The 18,608-nt window shown below is 55.8% G+C and carries 17 protein-coding genes; 3 read left to right on the forward strand and 14 right to left on the reverse strand.

The annotated features are described in order from the left end of the window. Positions 1-264: 264 nt before the first annotated feature. The 5 genes from sseB to trmJ all read right to left on the reverse strand — a co-directional run bounded on the left by sseB (position 265) and on the right by trmJ (position 5,153). A complete protein-coding gene (gene sseB / locus LC417_RS17310; RefSeq protein ID WP_010257582.1) occupies positions 265-1,029 on the reverse strand; it encodes an enhanced serine sensitivity protein SseB in 765 nt (254 codons plus the stop codon). Between the two features lie 46 nt (positions 1,030-1,075). After that, entirely contained in the window at positions 1,076-2,362 is a 1,287-nt protein-coding gene (gene pepB, locus LC417_RS17315; RefSeq protein ID WP_010257585.1) for an aminopeptidase PepB, read from the reverse strand. A gap of 161 nt (positions 2,363-2,523) precedes the next feature. After that, positions 2,524-3,684: an IscS subfamily cysteine desulfurase gene (locus LC417_RS17320; RefSeq protein ID WP_089415033.1), complete on the reverse strand. Its 1,161-nt coding sequence runs from the start codon at positions 3,682-3,684 to the stop codon at positions 2,524-2,526. Positions 3,685-3,772: 88 nt separating this feature from the next. Further along, positions 3,773-4,270 (reverse strand): Fe-S cluster assembly transcriptional regulator IscR, encoded by a 498-nt coding sequence (gene iscR / locus LC417_RS17325; protein ID WP_010257591.1) that lies wholly within the window; start codon positions 4,268-4,270, stop codon positions 3,773-3,775. 130 nt (positions 4,271-4,400) lie between these two features. Then, the gene (trmJ, locus tag LC417_RS17330) at positions 4,401-5,153 is read right to left on the reverse strand and encodes a tRNA (cytosine(32)/uridine(32)-2'-O)-methyltransferase TrmJ (protein ID WP_010257594.1); all 753 of its coding nucleotides are present in this window, start codon (positions 5,151-5,153) and stop codon (positions 4,401-4,403) included. Between the two features lie 132 nt (positions 5,154-5,285). Between trmJ and suhB the strand changes: the two genes are divergently transcribed. Beyond that, positions 5,286-6,089, forward strand: coding sequence for an inositol-1-monophosphatase (gene suhB, locus LC417_RS17335; RefSeq protein ID WP_008926709.1), 804 nt, complete (start codon positions 5,286-5,288; stop codon positions 6,087-6,089). A 63-nt stretch (positions 6,090-6,152) separates the two neighbouring features. Here the strand turns inward: suhB and LC417_RS17340 are convergent, their stop codons facing one another. The 3 genes from LC417_RS17340 to LC417_RS17350 all read right to left on the reverse strand — a co-directional run bounded on the left by LC417_RS17340 (position 6,153) and on the right by LC417_RS17350 (position 8,968). After that, positions 6,153-7,166: a TIGR04086 family membrane protein gene (locus LC417_RS17340; protein WP_010257601.1), complete on the reverse strand. Its 1,014-nt coding sequence runs from the start codon at positions 7,164-7,166 to the stop codon at positions 6,153-6,155. 204 nt (positions 7,167-7,370) lie between these two features. Then, positions 7,371-8,351: a nickel/cobalt transporter gene (locus LC417_RS17345; RefSeq protein ID WP_223566184.1), complete on the reverse strand. Its 981-nt coding sequence runs from the start codon at positions 8,349-8,351 to the stop codon at positions 7,371-7,373. Further along, positions 8,342-8,968 carry a DUF1007 family protein gene (locus tag LC417_RS17350; RefSeq protein ID WP_010257608.1) on the reverse strand — a complete coding sequence of 209 codons (627 nt, stop codon included), beginning with the start codon at positions 8,966-8,968 and terminating at the stop codon, positions 8,342-8,344. The genes LC417_RS17345 and LC417_RS17350 overlap by 10 nt, the downstream gene beginning before the upstream one ends. Positions 8,969-9,123: 155 nt before the next feature. Between LC417_RS17350 and csiE the strand changes: the two genes are divergently transcribed. Then, positions 9,124-10,392, forward strand: a complete 1,269-nt coding sequence (gene csiE, locus LC417_RS17355; protein ID WP_010671313.1) for a stationary phase inducible protein CsiE — start codon at positions 9,124-9,126, stop codon at positions 10,390-10,392. Here csiE and LC417_RS17360 read toward each other — a convergent pair. Both LC417_RS17360 and glyA read right to left on the reverse strand, forming a co-directional pair. Beyond that, entirely contained in the window at positions 10,374-11,522 is a 1,149-nt protein-coding gene (locus LC417_RS17360; RefSeq protein ID WP_223566185.1) for a 3-phenylpropionate MFS transporter, read from the reverse strand. The two genes, csiE and LC417_RS17360, sit on opposite strands and share 19 nt — an antisense overlap. A 128-nt stretch (positions 11,523-11,650) precedes the next feature. Further along, a complete protein-coding gene (gene glyA / locus LC417_RS17365; RefSeq protein WP_010257616.1) occupies positions 11,651-12,904 on the reverse strand; it encodes a serine hydroxymethyltransferase in 1,254 nt (417 codons plus the stop codon). Between the two features lie 326 nt (positions 12,905-13,230). Here glyA and hmpA point away from each other — a divergent pair, with 326 nt between their 5' ends. Then, positions 13,231-14,415 carry an NO-inducible flavohemoprotein gene (gene hmpA / locus LC417_RS17370; RefSeq protein WP_124890208.1) on the forward strand — a complete coding sequence of 395 codons (1,185 nt, stop codon included), beginning with the start codon at positions 13,231-13,233 and terminating at the stop codon, positions 14,413-14,415. Between the two features lie 236 nt (positions 14,416-14,651). Here the strand turns inward: hmpA and glnB are convergent, their stop codons facing one another. From glnB to LC417_RS17390, 4 genes are all read right to left on the reverse strand, one after another. Then, positions 14,652-14,990 (reverse strand): nitrogen regulatory protein P-II, encoded by a 339-nt coding sequence (gene glnB / locus LC417_RS17375; protein ID WP_003848647.1) that lies wholly within the window; start codon positions 14,988-14,990, stop codon positions 14,652-14,654. Positions 14,991-15,174: 184 nt separating this feature from the next. Beyond that, a complete protein-coding gene (gene glrR / locus LC417_RS17380; RefSeq protein ID WP_010257627.1) occupies positions 15,175-16,509 on the reverse strand; it encodes a two-component system response regulator GlrR in 1,335 nt (444 codons plus the stop codon). Continuing rightward, a complete protein-coding gene (qseG, locus tag LC417_RS17385; RefSeq protein WP_033769680.1) occupies positions 16,509-17,177 on the reverse strand; it encodes a two-component system QseEF-associated lipoprotein QseG in 669 nt (222 codons plus the stop codon). Before qseG ends, glrR begins: the two co-directional genes overlap by 1 nt. 3 nt (positions 17,178-17,180) lie before the next feature. Then, a complete protein-coding gene (locus tag LC417_RS17390; protein WP_089415030.1) occupies positions 17,181-18,608 on the reverse strand; it encodes a HAMP domain-containing sensor histidine kinase in 1,428 nt (475 codons plus the stop codon).

The following is an 18,608-nucleotide window of genomic DNA, read 5'->3' on the forward strand; positions in this document are numbered from 1 at the left end:
GGCGGCCCATGAGCCGCCTGTTTTTTTAATAATATCGGATTCGATCAGCTGTAAGAACGAGGTAGCACAGGAAACAGGGTCAGATCGGAAAGTCGCTAAAGCCACTCCCTGGCCGCTCGGCCCGCGCCGTCCATGGCGCGGGACGCTTTCCTCCTCTGACCCTGTTCCCTGCGCGTTAAGCTTATTCGTTGCGGCCAGACTCCCCCTGATTCAGGATATCAGCTATATGAGGCGGCTCGTGAGCCGCCTGTTTACTTTGTTGTCTCAGATAATCCGCTCACTGCCCTTGAAGTCGCGCAGGAAACTGCCCCAGCGACGCTCATAGAATGGCGTGATGTGGGCGGTAAAGAAGTGGCTGATGCCGCGATCGTTCAGCGTCACCTCACAGATATCAACCGGCGCATCGTCCGGCAGCGTATCGGTTGCCACGCTGCCCGCCGCCTGAATGATCGTCTCAATATTGCTGTCCGCTTCAATGCCAATCAGCAGATTGGGCGCTTCGTCAGCCCGCTCACGGATACTGGCGATAAACGCGCGACGCACCTGCTTATGCTTGCTGAAGAGCTGAGTCAGTGAGTCGATCATCTGCGCAGGGGGTTCAGCCACCTCAGACAGCAATAGTGACTGTCCGCCTTCCAGCACGGTTTGCTGGCTTAGTGCACTGCCCTCTTCAGCCAGCAGATGGGTGATCTCGGCCGCAGTAAACTCTTTACCGGAAGGCAGTTTGGGATTGAGAAACAGCGTCTCGCCACGTGTAATCTCAAACAGCGTTCGTACCGGCAGACGCAGCCAGGACTGCTCACCGCTCACCGCTTCACTCATCGCCTCTTCTGACGTGAAAAAAGGAATGATGCTGCTGCCATCCTCTTTTTCCCAGTGCTGCAGATCAACGGGCGTGCTGGCATCAAGCTGTTGCGTGGTGCTTTCACCTGGCACCCAGGCATCAGATTCCAGCAACAGCTGAAAAAATTCGGGCCGATGGGCAGGCTCAGTGGCCGCCAGCTTCAGCACCTCTTCAAGACGATTCATAGTTTTCCTTTGAACAGCGGCGGCATCAGCCACCGCTGAGATCGGCTTATTTCAGTAACAGATTGGCGAGGGTACGCACGCCAAGACCTGTTGCACCCGCCGCCCACTGGTCAACTGCGCCTTTGCGATAGGTCGCGGAGCAGTCGATGTGCAGCCAGCCCTGCTGATAGTTACTGACGAAGTGTGACAGGAACGCTGCCGCGCTACTGGCACCCGCCGCATGTGACGGGCTGGCGATATTATTGAGATCGGCGAAGTTAGACGGCAGATGGCTGCGATGGAATTCGGCCAGCGGCAGACGCCAGAAAGGTTCGTTCTCACTCACCGCGCTGCCCATCAGCGACTGTGCCATCACATCATCAAAGGTAAACAGCGCATGGTAATCGTTGCCCAGCGCCGTCTTAGCCGCACCGGTCAGCGTCGCAGCATCGATGATCATCGTCGGGTTCTGCTCGCTGGCGTCGATTAAACCGTCGGCCAGGACCAGACGCCCTTCCGCATCGGTGTTCATCACTTCCACCGATTTACCGTTGCGATAGCGAATGATGTCGCCCAGTTTAAAGGCGTTGCTGCTGACCATATTATCGGCACAGCAGAGGTAGAGTTTGACGCGCTTGTTAAGACCGCGCGAAATCGCCATGGCCAGCGCGCCGGTGACGGTCGCCGCGCCGCCCATGTCAGATTTCATTGAGTCCATGAAGCTGCTCTGCTTCAGGCTGTAGCCACCGGTATCAAAGGTGATGCCTTTACCGACCAGACAGGCGTAGACCGGGGCATCGTCGTCGCCGGTCGGGTTGTAATCGAGCGCCAGAAATACCGGCGGACGATTTGAACCGCGTCCAACGGTGTGCAGGCCCATATACCCCTGTACCCGCAGATCGTCGCCTTTGGTGATGCGATAGCTGACGGCACTGCCGCCCACTTCACTGATCAGATCGACTGCATTGTGTGCCAGCTGTTCTGGCCCAAGATCTTCCGCAGGCAGGTTAATAACGTTGCGAACCCAGTCGATAATTTTCAGACGGCGATCAAACTCCGCCTGCTCATGTTCGCCCAGCGCCGGCCACTCAACCTGACGCTGGCCTTTCGGACCACGGAAGCCCTGCCAGAATGCCCAGCACTGCTCAAGGTGCCAGCCTTCGCCGGTCAGCGCCACATGGCGGATCCCCTGGCTGTCGATTTTGTGAGCCGCACGCTGAATGATATTCAGCGCATCCGCGCCGGTCAGATGCAGTGTCATGCCGCTGTCGTTGCTGCTGAGAATCGCTTTTTCGCCCCAGCGCGCATCGGCGGGCTGGCTGCTAAGCGTAATATTCATGGGTTGTGTGGTCATCGAAAAGCTCCATAATCGTTATCTGTTTCATCCAGCCTGATTGTTATAACGGCTTTAATAAGATGTTAAATATAATTCGCAGAGAGACCTGATAACAGATTCCGTCAGGTGTTGCCAGCGAAGTGCAAATATAGGCGCAATTTCCGGACTATGACCGGATATCAGGATTTCATTAAGGCCCGCAGACGGGTCACTGATTTCTGCACCAGGGCAATGGCGTAGTCGATCTCTTCCTCGGTTGTGAAGCGTCCCAGCGAGAAGCGCAACGAACTGTGCGCCAGCTCTTCAGTCAGGCCCAGCGCCCGCAATACATAGGAAGGCTCCAGGCTGGCGGAGGTGCAGGCCGAGCCGGAAGAGAGCGCCAGATCTTTCAGCGCCATGATCAGTGATTCACCCTCAACGTCAGCAAAACTGAGGTTAAGAATGTTCGGTGCGCTCTGCTGCAGATCGCCATTGAGGGTGACGTCGGGCAGTGTGCTGATGCCCTGCCACAGACGATCGCGCAGAGTCTGCAGGCGCGCCATCTCGGTTTCGCGCTCTTCTGCTGCGATACGATACGCCTCGCCCATGCCGACAATCTGATGCACCGGCAATGTCCCGGATCGCATACCGCGTTCATGTCCGCCGCCGTGGATCTGCGCAGCAATCTGCACACGCGGTTTACGCCGTACATAGAGTGCGCCGATGCCTTTCGGGCCATAGAGTTTGTGGGCAGAAAAGGACATCAAATCAACCGGTAACTGGCTGAGATCGATAGGCAGCTTGCCGACGCTCTGGGTCGCATCCACATGAAACAGAATCTCACGTTCGCGGCAGAGTTCGCCAAAGGCGGCGATATCCTGAATCACCCCGGTTTCATTATTAACGTGCATTAGGGTGACTAAAATCGTGTCGTCGCGCAGCGCCGCACGCAGCTGGTCAGGCGAGATAATGCCGTTAGCCGCCGGGGTGAGATAAGTGACAGCAAAGCCTTCACGCTCAAGCTGCTGGCAGCTATCAAGCACCGCTTTATGTTCTGTCTGGCTGGTGATGATATGTTTGCCGCGCGCCTGATGGGCGTGAGCTGCACCTTTAATCGCGAGGTTATCGGATTCGGTGGCGCCAGAGGTAAAGATGATTTCACGCGGATCGGCATTGACCAGTTCGGCGATCTGATTACGCGCAACATCAACCGCTTCTTCAGACTGCCAGCCAAAACGGTGCGATCGCGAGGCCGGATTACCGAACGTGCCATCCAGCGTCAGAAACTGCATCATTTTGCTGGCCACACGCGGATCGGCCGGCGTGGTGGCGGCGTAATCCAGGTAAATCGGTAATTTCATTGCGCTACAGCTCCGTATAAAAAATCATACGTCTTTATAGCAGATTCGGCCCTGACCGCGTTAGCAGTAAGGGCCGCAACAGCGGGGATTACGAGGCGCGTTGGTTGACGTTAATTTCCTGCGTGCGCGGGCTCTGGAAGCGACGATTATCAATCGCATTCTGACGATCGGCTACATCCAGGATCTCCTGATTATTCACCAGCTCAGCCAGTGTAATATTGTTCAGGAAGTCACTGATACGCACGCTCAGATCGCGCCACAGCACGTGAGTCAGGCAACGCTCGCCGCCCTGGCAGCCTTCTTTACCCTGACATTTGGTGGCATCAACAGACTCATCAACGGCGGTGATCACTTCACCGACAGAGATGGTATTAGACGCTTTGCCCAACAGATAACCGCCGCCCGGACCACGTACGCTGGACACCAGCTCATTTTTACGCAATCGGGAGAATAACTGCTCCAGATAGGAGAGCGAAATGCCCTGACGCTCTGAAATATCAGCCAGCGGGACCGGACCTTCATGGGAGTGAAGGGCAACGTCCAGCATTGCAGTAACGGCATAACGTCCTTTGGATGTCAGTCTCATAGCGTACGACCTCAATAGCGTCCGGTTATCGGAGGATTAGCAACAGATGCTCTGAAGTCTGCCATTCCCGAGTAAATTGGTCAACTATTTAACCTGGTAAATTAGTCAGGTATTTAACCTGGTAATTCACTCAACTATTATCCGCTTCTTTTTTATCGTTTTTTCGCTTTTCAAACGACGAAAGCATGCCGCGCAGGATGTTCAGTTCGTCGCGTTCCGGGCGGGCGCGGGTGTAAAGACGACGCAGTTTGCTCATCACCTGGCCAGGATTGGCTTCACGGATAAAGCCGCTGTTCAGCATCATCTGTTCCATATGCTGATAGAAGCGCTCGAGATCATCCACCAGTGGATAAGGTGACTCTTCATACTGTGGCGGCGGGCTGGCCTGCTCCTGCGCCTGTAACCATGCCATGCGCACTTCATAGGCGATAATCTGTACGGCCATCGCCAGATTCAGCGAGCTGTATTCCGGGTTTGCCTGAATTGCGACGTGATAGTGGCACTTCTGCAACTCGTCATTGGTCAGGCCGACACGTTCACGACCAAATACCAGCGCAACCGGTGCCTGCTGGCCCTCTTCCACGCTTTTCACGCCACATTCGCGCGCATCCAGCATCGGCCAGGGCAGCGAGCGGGAACGTGCGCTGGTGCCGACCACCAGACTGCATCCGGCAATGGCCTCATCCAGCGAGTCGACAATTTTGGCGTCGCCGATAACGTCGCTGGCACCGGCCGCGAGTGAGATAGCCTGTGAGTCAGGCTTGACCAGCGGATTAACCAGATAGAGGTTGGTTAAGCCCATGGTTTTCATGGCGCGCGCAACGGAGCCCATGTTACCGGTGTGAGAAGTCTCGACCAGCACGATACGAATATTTTGCAACATGATTAGGGATACTCAGAAACGGGTCAGTAAAATCAGTAGAGAGAATATTAACATAAAGCAGGACATTTACCGAACACGCTGCTATACTCCGCGCCGTTTTCCCCGTTCTTTAACATCCAGCGAGAGATACCGATGCATCCAATGCTCAACATTGCCGTGCGCGCAGCGCGCAAGGCCGGAAATTTAATTGCCAAATATTATGAAACCCCGGACGCCGTCGAAGCCAGCCAGAAAGGCAGCAACGACTTCGTAACGAATGTTGACCGCGAAGCAGAACGCCTGATTATCGAAATTATTCGTAAATCTTACCCGAAACATACCATCATCACCGAAGAAAGCGGTGAACTGGCGGGCGAAGATCAGGATGTTCAATGGGTTATCGATCCGCTGGATGGCACCTCAAACTTCATCAAACGTTTACCCCACTTTGCTGTTTCTATCGCTGTGCGCATTAAAGGCCGCACCGAAGTCGCCGTCGTTTACGATCCAATGCGCAATGAACTCTTCACCTCTTCACGCGGTCAGGGCGCTCAGCTGAATGGCTATCGTCTGCGTGGCAGCACGGCCCGCGATCTGGATGGCACCGTTCTGGCGACCGGCTTCCCGTTCAAAATGAAGCAGCACGCGCCGGCTTACATGAATATCATGACCAAACTCTTTACCCAGTGTGCTGACTTCCGCCGCACCGGTTCTGCTGCGCTGGATCTGGCCTATGTGGCTGCCGGTCGCGTAGATGGCTATTTTGAGATTGGCCTGAAGCCGTGGGATTTTGCGGCGGGTGAACTGCTGGTCCGTGAAGCGGGCGGTCTGGTGACCGACTTCACCGGCAACCATGGCTATCTGCTGTCAGGTAACCTGGTCGCGGGTAACCCACGTGTGGTGAAATCGATGCTGTCGAACATGCGTGATGAGCTGAGCGAAGCGTTAAAACGCTAAGTCTCAGTACAGAAAAAGGCGGCTTCTCAGCCGCCTTTTTTATTGCCTGTTACTCAGTGATGATTAACGACGTTCGTGTGACAGCACCTGACGAGGCTGAGTACGACGACCTACCATACCCATCACGCCTGCCAGCACCGCTTCGATGATCAGCAGAATCAGGGCATACCAGCTCGCTTTCGCAGTCGCGGCAGCGGCTTTTTCACCGGCTTCACGCGCTTTCTGTTCAGCCTGCTGTTTCAGTTCCTGATACTTCTGAACGGCCTGCTGATAGCTCTGTTCAGTTTTGGCCACGATCTGATCCACTTCCTGATCGCTTTTGCCGGTGCGCGCTTTGATAATATTTTTCAGCGCATCACGATCGGCTGCCTGCAGGGTATCGGAATGACGATCCATCACCCCTTTTAACCAGTTAGCCAGATCAGTATCCGCTGTCTGTGGATGGTTTGCGGTGTTGTTAGCCTGGTTTTCAGCATTCTGCGCTTCTTTATTTGCATCCTGCTTTAAGTTCTCTGGCTGTAATTCCGGTTTCCCGGTCTGGCGTAAAGTCGTTTCCAGTTCGTTCTGCAGGTTATCTAAATTAATATTACTCTCCTGCAGTTTGTCTTTTGCCATTTGGGTAACGGATGGCGCAGCGGCGGAAATACCACTACCCAGCGCCTGGAAGCCTGAGCCCACAATATTCATCGCGCCGCCTAATACACTGGTCGCCAGCGCAATAGCCAGGTAAATAGTGAAAATTGTGCTAAGGCCAAACATCAGTAAACCGTGCAGTGCGCCTTCGCGCTGAGCCAGTCGGCCTGCAACATAACTACCTGCAGCCATCGCGACCAGCATTTCAATGGCAGTCCAGACCAGCGCGCCTGTGCCCAGGCCGTCGAGTGGATTCTGTTCTTTCATCGGATCAATGGTTGTTGCACCAATGGCGGTTCCCAGCAGCGTCAGAATAATGTGAACGATCAACGCACAAATGACACCGGCAAACACGGCGCTCCAGGAAATACGTTTTAACGGCAATCCAGCCGGCCCGGTCGCCAGCGTTTCGGTGTAGCCATTATTAATACGGGTATCAGCCATGAAATATACTCCTCGCAATAAACAGAAAGCGGTCTTGATCTTTTATCATCCCGACGGCGGAATGCCGTTTTGGTATTATCAGCGTAGACAGGGAATAGTCATTTCACCACTAAACCAGCCAGAGAAAAAAATAAAGAGATGAATTCAGAGATAATTAACGAAGAGAAGAGCGCAGCGGCAATTTTATTTCCGCTGCGCTTTTATTCAGAAAGGTCGAATTCCGCCACCCAGCGTCATCTGCGCTGACTGCCATAGCGCGATACCCGCTACGATTAAAATCAGACTGCCGGTTAAGGCCAGCGCGGGGATCAGCAGTCGCGTCATGCCTGCGGTAACGCCAGGCTGTGCCAGCCGTTGCGCCACCGTGCGCGCCTGCTGAACCAGCAGGCCAATCGCCGAAATGGTCAGTGCCGTGCCCAGCGCCATCACCGCAGCAGAGATAACCCCCCAGCCATAGACACCAATCACTTTGGCAAACAGCAGCATCATAATCGCGCCGGAACAGGGACGTAATCCCATCGACACCACCACCAGCAGCTGGGTTTTCACGCTGAGATTGCCGCTCATCTGCTGCGGTGTCGGAAGATGTGCGTGTCCGCATCCGCACTGATCGTCATGCTGATGGTGAGATTTGAAGGCGCGAAATACCGGGGCCGGACGCGGACGCAATGTCCGCCACAGCGAACGCAGCGCCCGATAACCGATCATCACGCCCAGCCCGATCACCAGCAGATAACTGCCCTTCTCCAGCCAGAAACTGCTGAGATGCAGCTGTCGCGATGACGTTTTCAGCAGCAACAGCATCACCGTCACCAGGACAATCGCCACCGAACCCTGCAGCAGTGAGGCGAGCAGCGTCAGCCTGATACTGGTTTTCACTCTGGTGGGATGGGTTGCCAGAAAGGTCGCGATCACCACTTTGCCATGGCCCGGCCCCAGCGCGTGCAGTACGCCATACAGCAGGCTGAATATCACCAGCGAAATGCCTGCCTGGTGGGGCTGTTCCGCAACCTGCTGTAGCAGCTGAGTCATCTGCCGATGCAGATCTTTTTGCCACAGTATGCTCTGCATCAGAATCTGCGGCCAGTAGAGCCAGACCAGCAATGCGCTGCTCAGCAGCACGCCCGCCATCAGCCACAGCGGCCAGAGGCGGGAAGCCCGTAACGGAGTGGAGATTACTGACATGTCAGTATCACCGTCTGGGCAAACTGGCGGCCTAAATCCATCTCCTCTGCAGGCGCGTCGGCTTTATCCAGCGACAGCGCATACTGCTTCAGTGAATCATTGGGCTTTGGCGTGTTCAGCGCGAACTTGCAGCGCGCCTGCAGCGCCGTCGGCAGCGTTAACGCACCGGGATTGTCATAGAACATATCGACGAAATAGGTGGGATCAAAAGTCAGGATCTCAAAGCGCTGCCCGGTCAGCTTCGGGGGTTCCGCCAGCGGCAGAATAAATTCCAGCACCGCTTTATGGCCGTTACGTGACAGGTTGTATTCGGTTGGCAGATTCAAAAACTTTACCCGCTGTTGGTTGTGCCAGATTTCAGAAAAGTAGTGCTGGCCCAGCACGTTCGCCATCACGCCTGCCGCCAGCTTCTTCCACACCACGCTGCCTGGTTTCGCCTCGCCCGCGTCGTAAAGCAGATCGGCGGAGGTAATCTCATCCATGGTCCAGGTCATCTTTAATCCGGTAAAGGTGTCATCCTGCGCCACCAGTTCGGTTTTCATATCGATGAAGCTGTGAGGATGTGCCATTACAGCCGGACTTAATACCATCAAGAGGGCAAAGAGTGTGCGTTTCATAATGTTATAAAGTAACGTTCCCGATGAAAAGAATCTATAAGTAACAAAATTTTGTGACCCGCCTTAAACCTCCGGCAAATAAACCGCGTAAACCGCGCAGGCGCTGACGGGGTTGACTATTCTTAGCTCAAAATAGCCTGCTGGAAACCTGATTGATGAGTTCTGCTACCCCTTTGGCACCACTCTTCACCCGCTCACAGCGTCAGTGCCATCTTTTATTGCTGCTGTTTCTGCCGACACCCGTGCTTACGCTTGAAAAAGTCTGCCAGCTGAATGGCGTCGATCCTGCTGTTGCCCGACAGGATATCGCGGATGTGGGCCTTGAGATACAGCGATATCACCAGCTGGAATTGCATCAGATGGTGGATGGCAGCTTTCGTCTTCATGGCACAGAGTTGGATCGGCGCCTCTGTCTGCTGCACAACCTGCGACGCAGTTTGCGTTTATCGCAGGATTTCGTCTGCGACCATTTTGCAGCTCCCCTGCGTCAGCGCCTGAAGGTGATGAAGATTGAGAAGGCGCTGTGGGATGAGACCAATTTACAGGCGCTGATCCAGCACTGTAGCCTGCGTCTGAAGCGCGATTTCAGCGAACGCGACCGGCTTTTTCTGCAGATTTTCATGAAATATGGATTGTGCCAGCGCCAGCCGGTGCTGTTCAGTGAAGCGCAGTGTCACTGGCTGCAGCAGAAGGCTGAGCGGCAGGCCGCTGAGGATGTGATTCACCACTGGCGCAAACGCTGCCACCTTGCGCCGCCCGTCAGTGAAACCGACTTCTGGACACTGCTGTTCAGCCAGATACATACGCCTGTCGTGGATGCGATTGCACATCCTGCTGAGCAGCAGTTAATGGCTGCGACGCAGCAGTTGATTAATGACTTTGAACGGTGTGCCGACATTACTTTTGCTGATCGCGACGAGCTGCTTAACCAGCTCTATCCTCATCTGGCGCAGGCGCTGGATCGCACCCACTTCACTATCGGCATCGACAACAGCGTGGCGCTGGATGTCAGCCGCCTCTATCCCCGCCTGTTGCGCACCACTCAGCAGGCGCTGCAGGCGTTTGAGCAGCAATATGGGATTGCGTTCAGCCCGGAAGAGGTGAGCTTAATCACCGTTATTTTTGGTGCCTGGCTGATGCAGGAGAATGCGTTGCAGGAGAAGCAGGTGCTGATTCTGACGGGTGACGATACCGATCTGGAGCAGGATGTGGAGCAGCAGATCCGGGAGATCACGCTGCTGCCGATCAATATTACCTATCAGGACGTGAAACAGTTTCAGCGGGATGGCGCACCGCGGGATGTGGACATCATCATTTCGCCCTACCCCACCTCGCTGCCACTCTTCTCCCCGCCGCTGGTGCATGCGGAACTGCCGCTGACGTTACACCATCAGCAGCGGATTCGTTATTTACTGGAGTCGTAGCCGGGACGCAGAAATAGCGCGGGCAGCGCCACCAGTGCCATCACCCAGAACAGATGCCCCTGCAGATGAGCGAACAGCACGCCGCAGATCATGGTCATTATCGCAATGCCACCCCCCATCGCCAGCGCGGAATAGAGCGACTGCAGACGGATCACTTCCGCTCCCTGACGCGCCGCAATAAAACGCATCGCCGCCAGATGACAGACGGTGAAGCTGCCACAGTGGAGGATTTGCGCCACAATCAGCAGCGGCAGCGCGGTAGTAGCACCCATCAGGCTCCAGCGGATTAACGCACAAATGCCCGAAAGCAGCAGCAGATCGCGCGCGCTCCAGCGGCGGAACAACCGGTTGCTCAGGGCAAACACGACGATTTCGGCCACCACGCCCAGCGACCAGAGATAACCCACCGTGGAGGCGGAATAGCCACTCCCCTGCCACCAGATAGCACTGAAGCCGTAATAGGCGGCGTGCGCACCCTGCAGCAGTGTTACGCAGAGCATAAATCGCCATACCGCATTCTCACGCAGCAATTCACGCCACACCTGCCAGCCGCCGCCCGCCGCGCCCTGCCGTTCATTACCCTGTGGCTGGGTGGCGGGTGTCAGCATCATACCTGCCAGCATAGAGATGACGCCGACGGAGAGCAGCAGCAAAATGGCGTTTGAAGAGTAAGCACTGACCAGCACGCCGGTTAACGCCGAGCTGATCACAAAGGCCAGCGAACCCCACAGCCTGACCGGCCCGTACGCCAGCCCTATCTGCTGTGTCCAGGTGGCGGCCAGCGCATCGCTAAGTGGGACCAGCGGCGAGAAAAAGAGGTTAAAGCCGATCATCACGGCCAGCAGCCACATCCACTGCTCACCCACCCAGAAACCGGCGGCGAACAGGCAGGTCATCAGCGCCAGCAGACGCAGCGCCGTAATCAACCTTGAAGGATTTTTGACCTGAGAGGCGATAAGCAGACTGCCGACAAAGCGTGCCACCATGCCACAGCCGAGCAACAGGCCAATCTTTTCAGCATCGAGACCGGTGCCTTTCAGCCACACGCCCCAGAATGGCAGATAAATGCCGTAACAGAAGAAGTAAGTGAAGTAGCCCAATCCGAGCCATCTGGCGGAGCCGATTGCCATATTCCCTCCAGCAAGAGTGCTGCCTGGCAGCATGAGTGGGCGCTACTCTGGCAGAGCGCCGCAGGACAGGCAATAAAAAAGGATGGCTGATGCCATCCTTTGTATGCTGTCTCACAACAGGTTAACGATTAAGCGTAGACCGGCAGACGGCTGCAGATTTCCAGCACTTTCTTTTTGGTGCGCTCAATGGTCGCTTCGTCATTGACGTTATCCAGCACATCCGCGATCCAGCCAGCCAGCTCACGCACGTCCGCTTCATTGAAGCCACGACGGGTAACAGCTGGCGTACCGATACGGATACCAGAAGTCACAAACGGGCTTTTCGGATCGTTAGGTACGCTGTTTTTGTTAACCGTGATGTTGGCACGGCCCAGCGCCGCATCCGCTTCTTTACCGGTCAGGTTTTTGCTCACCAGATCGATCAGGAACAGATGGTTATACGTGCCGCCAGAAACGATGTCATAGCCACGCTCAATCAGCACCTCAACCATCGCTTTGGCGTTTTTTGCCACCTGCTGCTGGTAGGTTTTGAATTCCGGCTCCATCGCCTCTTTGAACGCAACCGCTTTACCAGCGATAACGTGCATCAGAGGACCGCCCTGACCGCCAGGGAAGACAGCAGAGTTCAGTTTCTTATAGAAATCTTCGTCGCCGTTTTTCGCCAGAATGATACCACCGCGCGGACCCGCCAGCGTTTTGTGAGTGGTAGAGGTCACGATGTGCGCATGCGGGATCGGACTCGGGTAAACGTCTGCAGCAATCAGGCCGGCAACGTGTGCCATGTCCACAAACAGCCATGCACCTACGCTATCCGCGATTTCGCGCATTTTCGCCCAGTCGCAAACGCCGGAGTAAGCTGAGAATCCGCCAACGATCATTTTTGGCTTGTGCGTCTTCGCCAGTTCAGCCAGTTCGTCGTAGTCAATTTTACCGGTCTCATCGATACCGTAAGCCACAACGTTATAGAGTTTGCCCGACAGGTTAACCGGTGAGCCGTGAGTCAGGTGTCCACCGTGCGCCAGGTTCATCCCCAGAATAGTATCGCCCGGCTGCAGCAGCGCGGTGTAAACCGCAAAGTTAGCCTGTGAACCTGAGTGTGGCTGCACGTTAGCGTAATCGGCACCAAACAGTTCTTTTGCGCGATCGATCGCCAGTTGCTCAACGATATCAACGTACTCACAGCCGCCGTAGTAGCGTTTGCCCGGATAGCCTTCAGCGTATTTATTGGTGAGCTGAGAACCTTGTGCCTGCATAACACGCGGGCTGGTGTAGTTTTCAGAAGCAATCAGTTCAATGTGCTCTTCCTGACGCACTGTCTCCTGCTCCATCGCCTGCCACAACTCGGCATCGTAATCGGCAATGTTCATATCACGCTTTAACATCCGGATCTCCTGACTCAGCTAACTTTCTGACGGTATTTACCCCCCTTCAGGGGCGAAGGCCCACAGTGTAAACCGTTTTAACAGGTGAAGGTAGGGTGAACCTCCTCTTTTTACGCAAACGATTGGCTGGCTACTGGCAGGGCTTTTTTACACCTTTTCACCCTGTCAGACGCCACAATTTTTCTTCAGGATGTGACGGCGGTTTCTCAGGATGCACCAAAAAGTTGCCACTTTGACAACCGGGAAATTTATCGGGTTATTTACACCACAGGCGAGACGGCTATAAGATGCATTTAAAATACATCTTTAAATGAGAGGCCGCTTTTATGCTTGATGCACACACTATCGCCACGGTTAAATCGACCCTGCCTGCCATCGCCGCCTGTGGTCCTGCGCTTACCGCACACTTCTATGACCGTATGCTGTCGCACCATCCTGAACTCAAAAATGTTTTCAATATGAACAACCAGCGCAATGGCGATCAGCGTGAAGCGCTGTTCAACGCCATTTGCGCCTATGGCGCGAATCTGGAGAACCTGGCCGTGCTGCTGCCTGCGGTGGAAAAGATTGCACAGAAACATACCAGCCTGAATATTCAGCCTGCGCAATACGCCATCGTCGGTGAAAATCTGCTGGCAACCATTAAAGAGCTGCTGAATCCGGGTGAAGAGGCGCTGGCAGCCTGGGGCCGGGCCTATGGCGTACTGGCAGATGTGTTCATTAATCGCGAAGAGGAGATTTATCAGGCGACGGAGCAGCAAACCGGTGGCTGGCGCGGCACTCGTGCGTTTCGCATCAGTGCTGTTGAGCAGCAGAGCGAGGTGATTAAAAGCTTTACCTTCAGTCCGGTAGATGGCGGCCCGGTAGCGGCCTTTAAACCGGGTCAGTATCTGACGGTGCATCTGCAGCCCGCCAGTTTCGAACATCACCAGATTCGCCAGTACTCGCTTACTCACCTCAGTAATGGCAAAGATTACCGGATTGCGGTGAAACGTGAAGCGCAGGGCACCGTCTCCGGCTGGCTGCATCAGAATGGCAAAGTGGGTGATGAGCTGATGCTGGCCGCACCGCATGGCGACTTCTTCCTTGAGGTCGATGCTGCAACCCCGGTGGCGCTGATATCCGCGGGCGTGGGTCAGACGCCGATGCTGGCGATGCTGCATGCCCTGGCGGCCCGTCAGCACCGCGCGCCGGTCAGCTGGCTGCACGCAGCAGAGAACGGCAAACAGCATGCATTTGGCCCGGAAGTGATAGCAACGGGCGCGCAGCTCACCGATTTCGTCAGTCAGGTCTGGTATCGCGATCCCGCCGCTGAAGATGCCGGTCGCTATGACGCGCAGGGTCTGATGGATATCACCGCGATCTCCGCACGTCTCGCCTCACCCGACACCCACTTCTACCTCTGCGGTCCGCTGCCCTTTATGCAGCATGTGGTGGCGCAACTGCGTGATGCCAGCGTGGCAGATACACGCATTCATTACGAACTTTTCGGCCCGCACAAAGGGATGTAAATCTGGCAGCAACGAATTAGCCTAAAGCGAAGGGAACACGGGCAGAAGAGGAAAGCGTCCCGCGCCAGGACGGCGCGGGCCGAGCGTGCCATGGATGGCGGGTTTTGCGTCTTTCCGATCTGACCGTGTTCCCTGAGCAGGCACGATCGCACAATCATCCGTATCAGGTTTCTCAGGCATAAAAAAGCCCGCAGCGCGGGCTTCTTTATGCTGATAAAGAGCTGATAAAGATATAATCAGATCGCCTCTTCATCCTCTTCGCCAGTTCGGATGCGCACCACGCGCGCCACGTCGAAGACAAAGATTTTACCGTCACCGATTTTGCCGGTCTGCGCAGTGCGCATAATGGTCTCGACGCAGGTATCAACGATATCGTCGCCCACCACCATCTCGATTTTCACTTTAGGTAAAAAGTCGACCATATACTCTGCGCCGCGGTAAAGCTCGGTGTGCCCTTTCTGGCGGCCAAAACCCTTTACTTCACTCACGGTCATCCCGGTGATGCCGACTTCCGCTAAGGCTTCACGGACATCATCGAGTTTGAATGGTTTGATAATCGCATCAATCTTTTTCATGTCAGACCCTTTTTCACTCCCTCCATGGTCAGAGGGTTTATCAAGTATAAATGTTGCTGGCGCTGTCGGGCGGTAATATCCGGGATTCTTCAGGTTGCCGCAAGCGCTGCCAGATTATGCTGACCGCACCCATTCTGATTCGGGCCTGAGCAGGCAACCTGCCGGTATCACTCCGCAGCCTCCGCTACTCTTTGAAATCACTGGCATCCAGCTCATGACGAGACAGCAGCTTATAGAACTCCGTGCGGTTGCGTCCAGCCAGACGTGCGGCATTGGTTACATTGCCTTTGGTCATCTGCAACAGCTTACGCAGATAGTTCAGCTCAAACTGATTGCGCGCCTCTGCAAAGGTCGGCAAAGCGCTGTTCTCACCGCTCAACGCCTGCTCCACCAGCGCATCGCTGATGACCGGCGATGAGCTCAGCGCTACACATTGTTCAATCACGTTAACCAGCTGACGCACGTTGCCCGGCCAGCTGGCCGCCATCAACCGCTTCATCGCATCAACGGAAAAACTGCGGATCTGCGGTTTATGCCGTTCCGCCGCCTGTCGCAGCAGATGATTAGCCAGCAGCGGAATATCTTCAGTGCGCTGATGCAACGCCGGAATCTTCAGGTTCACCACATTAAGACGATAGAAGAGATCCTCGCGAAACTCCTTTTTCTCCATCGCCTTCGGCAGATCGCGATGCGTGGCTGAAATAATGCGCACGTCAATCTCAATATCATGATCGCTGCCCAGCGGCCTGACCTTACGCTCCTGCAACACCCGCAGCAACTTAACCTGTAGCGGTTGCGGCATATCGCCAATCTCATCCAGGAACAGCGTGCCGCCACCTGCGGTTTTAAACAGACCGTCACGGGCACTGACTGCGCCGGTAAAGGCCCCTTTGGCATGCCCGAACAGCTCTGACTCCAGCAACTGCTCCGGCAGTGCGCCACAGTTAATGGCGACAAAGGGCTTGCCGTTTCGCGGGCTGGCGGCGTGAATCGCCTGTGCCAGCATCTCTTTACCGGTACCGCTCTGCCCGTTAATCAGCACGCTGACGTCCGACTGCGCCACCATATGTGCCTGCTCCAGCAGCCGCAACATCAGCGGGCTGCGGGTGACGATCGCTTCCCGCCAGCGGTCATCGCTGACCGGCGCCTGCTGAGCCAGTGCTTCATCGATCGCTTTGTAAAGCGCATCTTTATCCACCGGTTTAGTCAGGAAGCTGAACACGCCCTGCTGCGTGGCGGAAACTGCGTCCGGGATAGAACCGTGTGCCGTCAGGATAATCACTGGCAGACCGGTGTGGCGTTTCTGGATCTCGCCAAACAGCGCCAGACCATCCATCTCATCCATCCGCAGATCGCTGATCACCAGCTCGATTTTTTCTTTCTGCAGCAGACGCAACGCTTCGGGTCCGCTGGCCGCGGTGGTGACCTGATAACCTTCGCTGCGAAGACGCATGCCCAGCAGCTTTAGCAGGCTGGGATCGTCATCCACCAGCAGCAGTTTTGCCGCTTGTCTGACCATTATTGCTCCTCATCCTGCGGCAGCGCAGTGCCATGGCCGCTGTCAGACACATCCGGGGCTTTCCGCGATGAAAGCTGGCGCTCAATATCAGTAAGCCGCTCCAGCTTATGCTGCGTGTCGCTGAGCTGCTGCTGCTGTTTAACCATCTGCTGGCGTATCGCCTCCAGCTGGGTATCGCTGCTCTGTTGCAGATGAACATAACGGGTGCGCGCTTCACTCAGGTCGAGCTGCGCGGCCTGATTACTGCGCCACAACTGGAGCAGCGGACGCACAGACTGCGGGAAATCGCCGCTGTAGCGATCCAGGGTTTCAACATAGCGACGACGCTCCACTGGCGTCACGTTGCCGTTCGACATCAGCACGCCCTGCTTGAAAGCGCGCGACCAGCTCTCAACCGGCCAGCGGTGGGCTTCGGCTCGGGCCTCGGCGGGGGAAAGGCGTTCAGCGCAATCGATGGCCCGCATCCAGTAGAGGGGATTACTCAGTGCCGCACTATTCTCTATCGTCCACAGGTCACTGCAGCGGGTCGCCAGGTAATCAGCCACGCTGACCTCGGGTTCCGCTACCTGATGGCCTGACGGCAGGGATGAGGTGGCCGGGGAGGTCGTACATCCGCTGAGCAGCAGCGTGATCAGTGTGCTCAACAGTAAAACGGGTAAATATTTCATCAGTCAGACATTCCCGGCTGTGGTGTTCAGTTCAATTCGAAAACAGACGTCAGCCTGCTCGCAGGAGACCAGCGTCAGGTCGCCATGCATCCGGCGCAGGCAATCTTTGGCAATACTCAATCCCAGCCCGCTGCCTTTTACCGGCCCTTTGCGCTGCTGGCTACCCTGGAAAAAAGGTTCGAAAATCATTGCCTGCTCTTCCGGCGGGATCGGCGTACCGCTGTTCGCGACATCAATCCAGACCCGATCGCCCTGCTGCTGACTGCGCAGCCAGATGGTACCGGATTCGCTGCCGTAGTTCACGGCGTTCGAATAGAGATTATCGATGACCCGCATCAGTAACATCGGTTCGGCAAGGCAGTGACTGACCTCCAGATTGACAACCGTCTGCATGAGTTTGGCGCGCGCCGAGAGTGCGTGTGCATTCACTACCCCCTCCACAATTTCCGCCACGCTGACCGGTTCCAGCTGGATCGGGCCATCTGCCAGTTTACGGTTGTAATCAAGCAGCTGTTCAATCAGCCGCTGCAGATGACGGCTGCTGCCGTCGAGGATAGTGACCACCTCTTTTTGATCGGCGTTCAGCGACCCGGCTACCTCGTCCGCCAGCAGTTCGGTGCCTTCACGCAGGCTGGCCAGCGGTGTTTTGAGTTCGTGAGAAAGATGGCGCAGGAATTCATGGCGCTGCGATTCCAGCCACTGAAGCCGTTCGCTGAGCCAGACGATGCGCTGTCCCAGCGAGCGTAACTCGCGCGGGCCGCGAAATGTCACGCTGTTACCCAGTTCCCGGCCTTCGCCAAGCCGGTTGATCATCCGCTCAATACGCTTGACCGGCCCGATAATCATGCCGGTAAACAGCGTCATCAACGCCAGACTGATGATAAACAGAATCAGCGCCTGCCAGCCAAAAAACTGGCCGCGATCGGCAATTTCGCGCTGCAGCTGAAGGCCGCGCGAAAACACCACTTCGCGCGTGTCCTGCACCATCTGCGCATTGGTGGCAGAAAAACGATCCAGCGCCTCTGCGGCAGGCGTAACCGGATTACCGTTATCGCACTTTAACGGTGTCAGCAGCGGCAACGTCGCCTGTAAAGTCTGGAATGCGGGCAGCTCGGGCAGGCTGGCGCTGTGCGAACTCAGCATCTGGCTGTAGCGGGTGTGCTGGGTCTGATAAAGGCGCGCCAGCGAGGCATCATCCAGCACGCAGTACTGGCGATAGCTGCGCTCCAGCTCAACCGCCGTTCGTGCCATCGCCTCACTTCTGCGAACATCGGTGAAGGTATTGCGGTTGGTATCCGCTGCCTGTTCGCTTAACGCAGAGAGACTTTCCCACGCCTGCCAGGCCAGCACCAGCAACGGCAGCAGCACCAGTACAAACGCCATCAGCACCAGCTGACGCAGAGAACGGGGAAATAAACGCCATTTTTTCAC

Origin of the sequence: Pantoea sp. OVA07A (assembly GCF_019969975.1) — a bacterium.
In the GTDB taxonomy this organism is placed as follows: domain Bacteria; phylum Pseudomonadota; class Gammaproteobacteria; order Enterobacterales; family Enterobacteriaceae; genus Pantoea; species Pantoea agglomerans.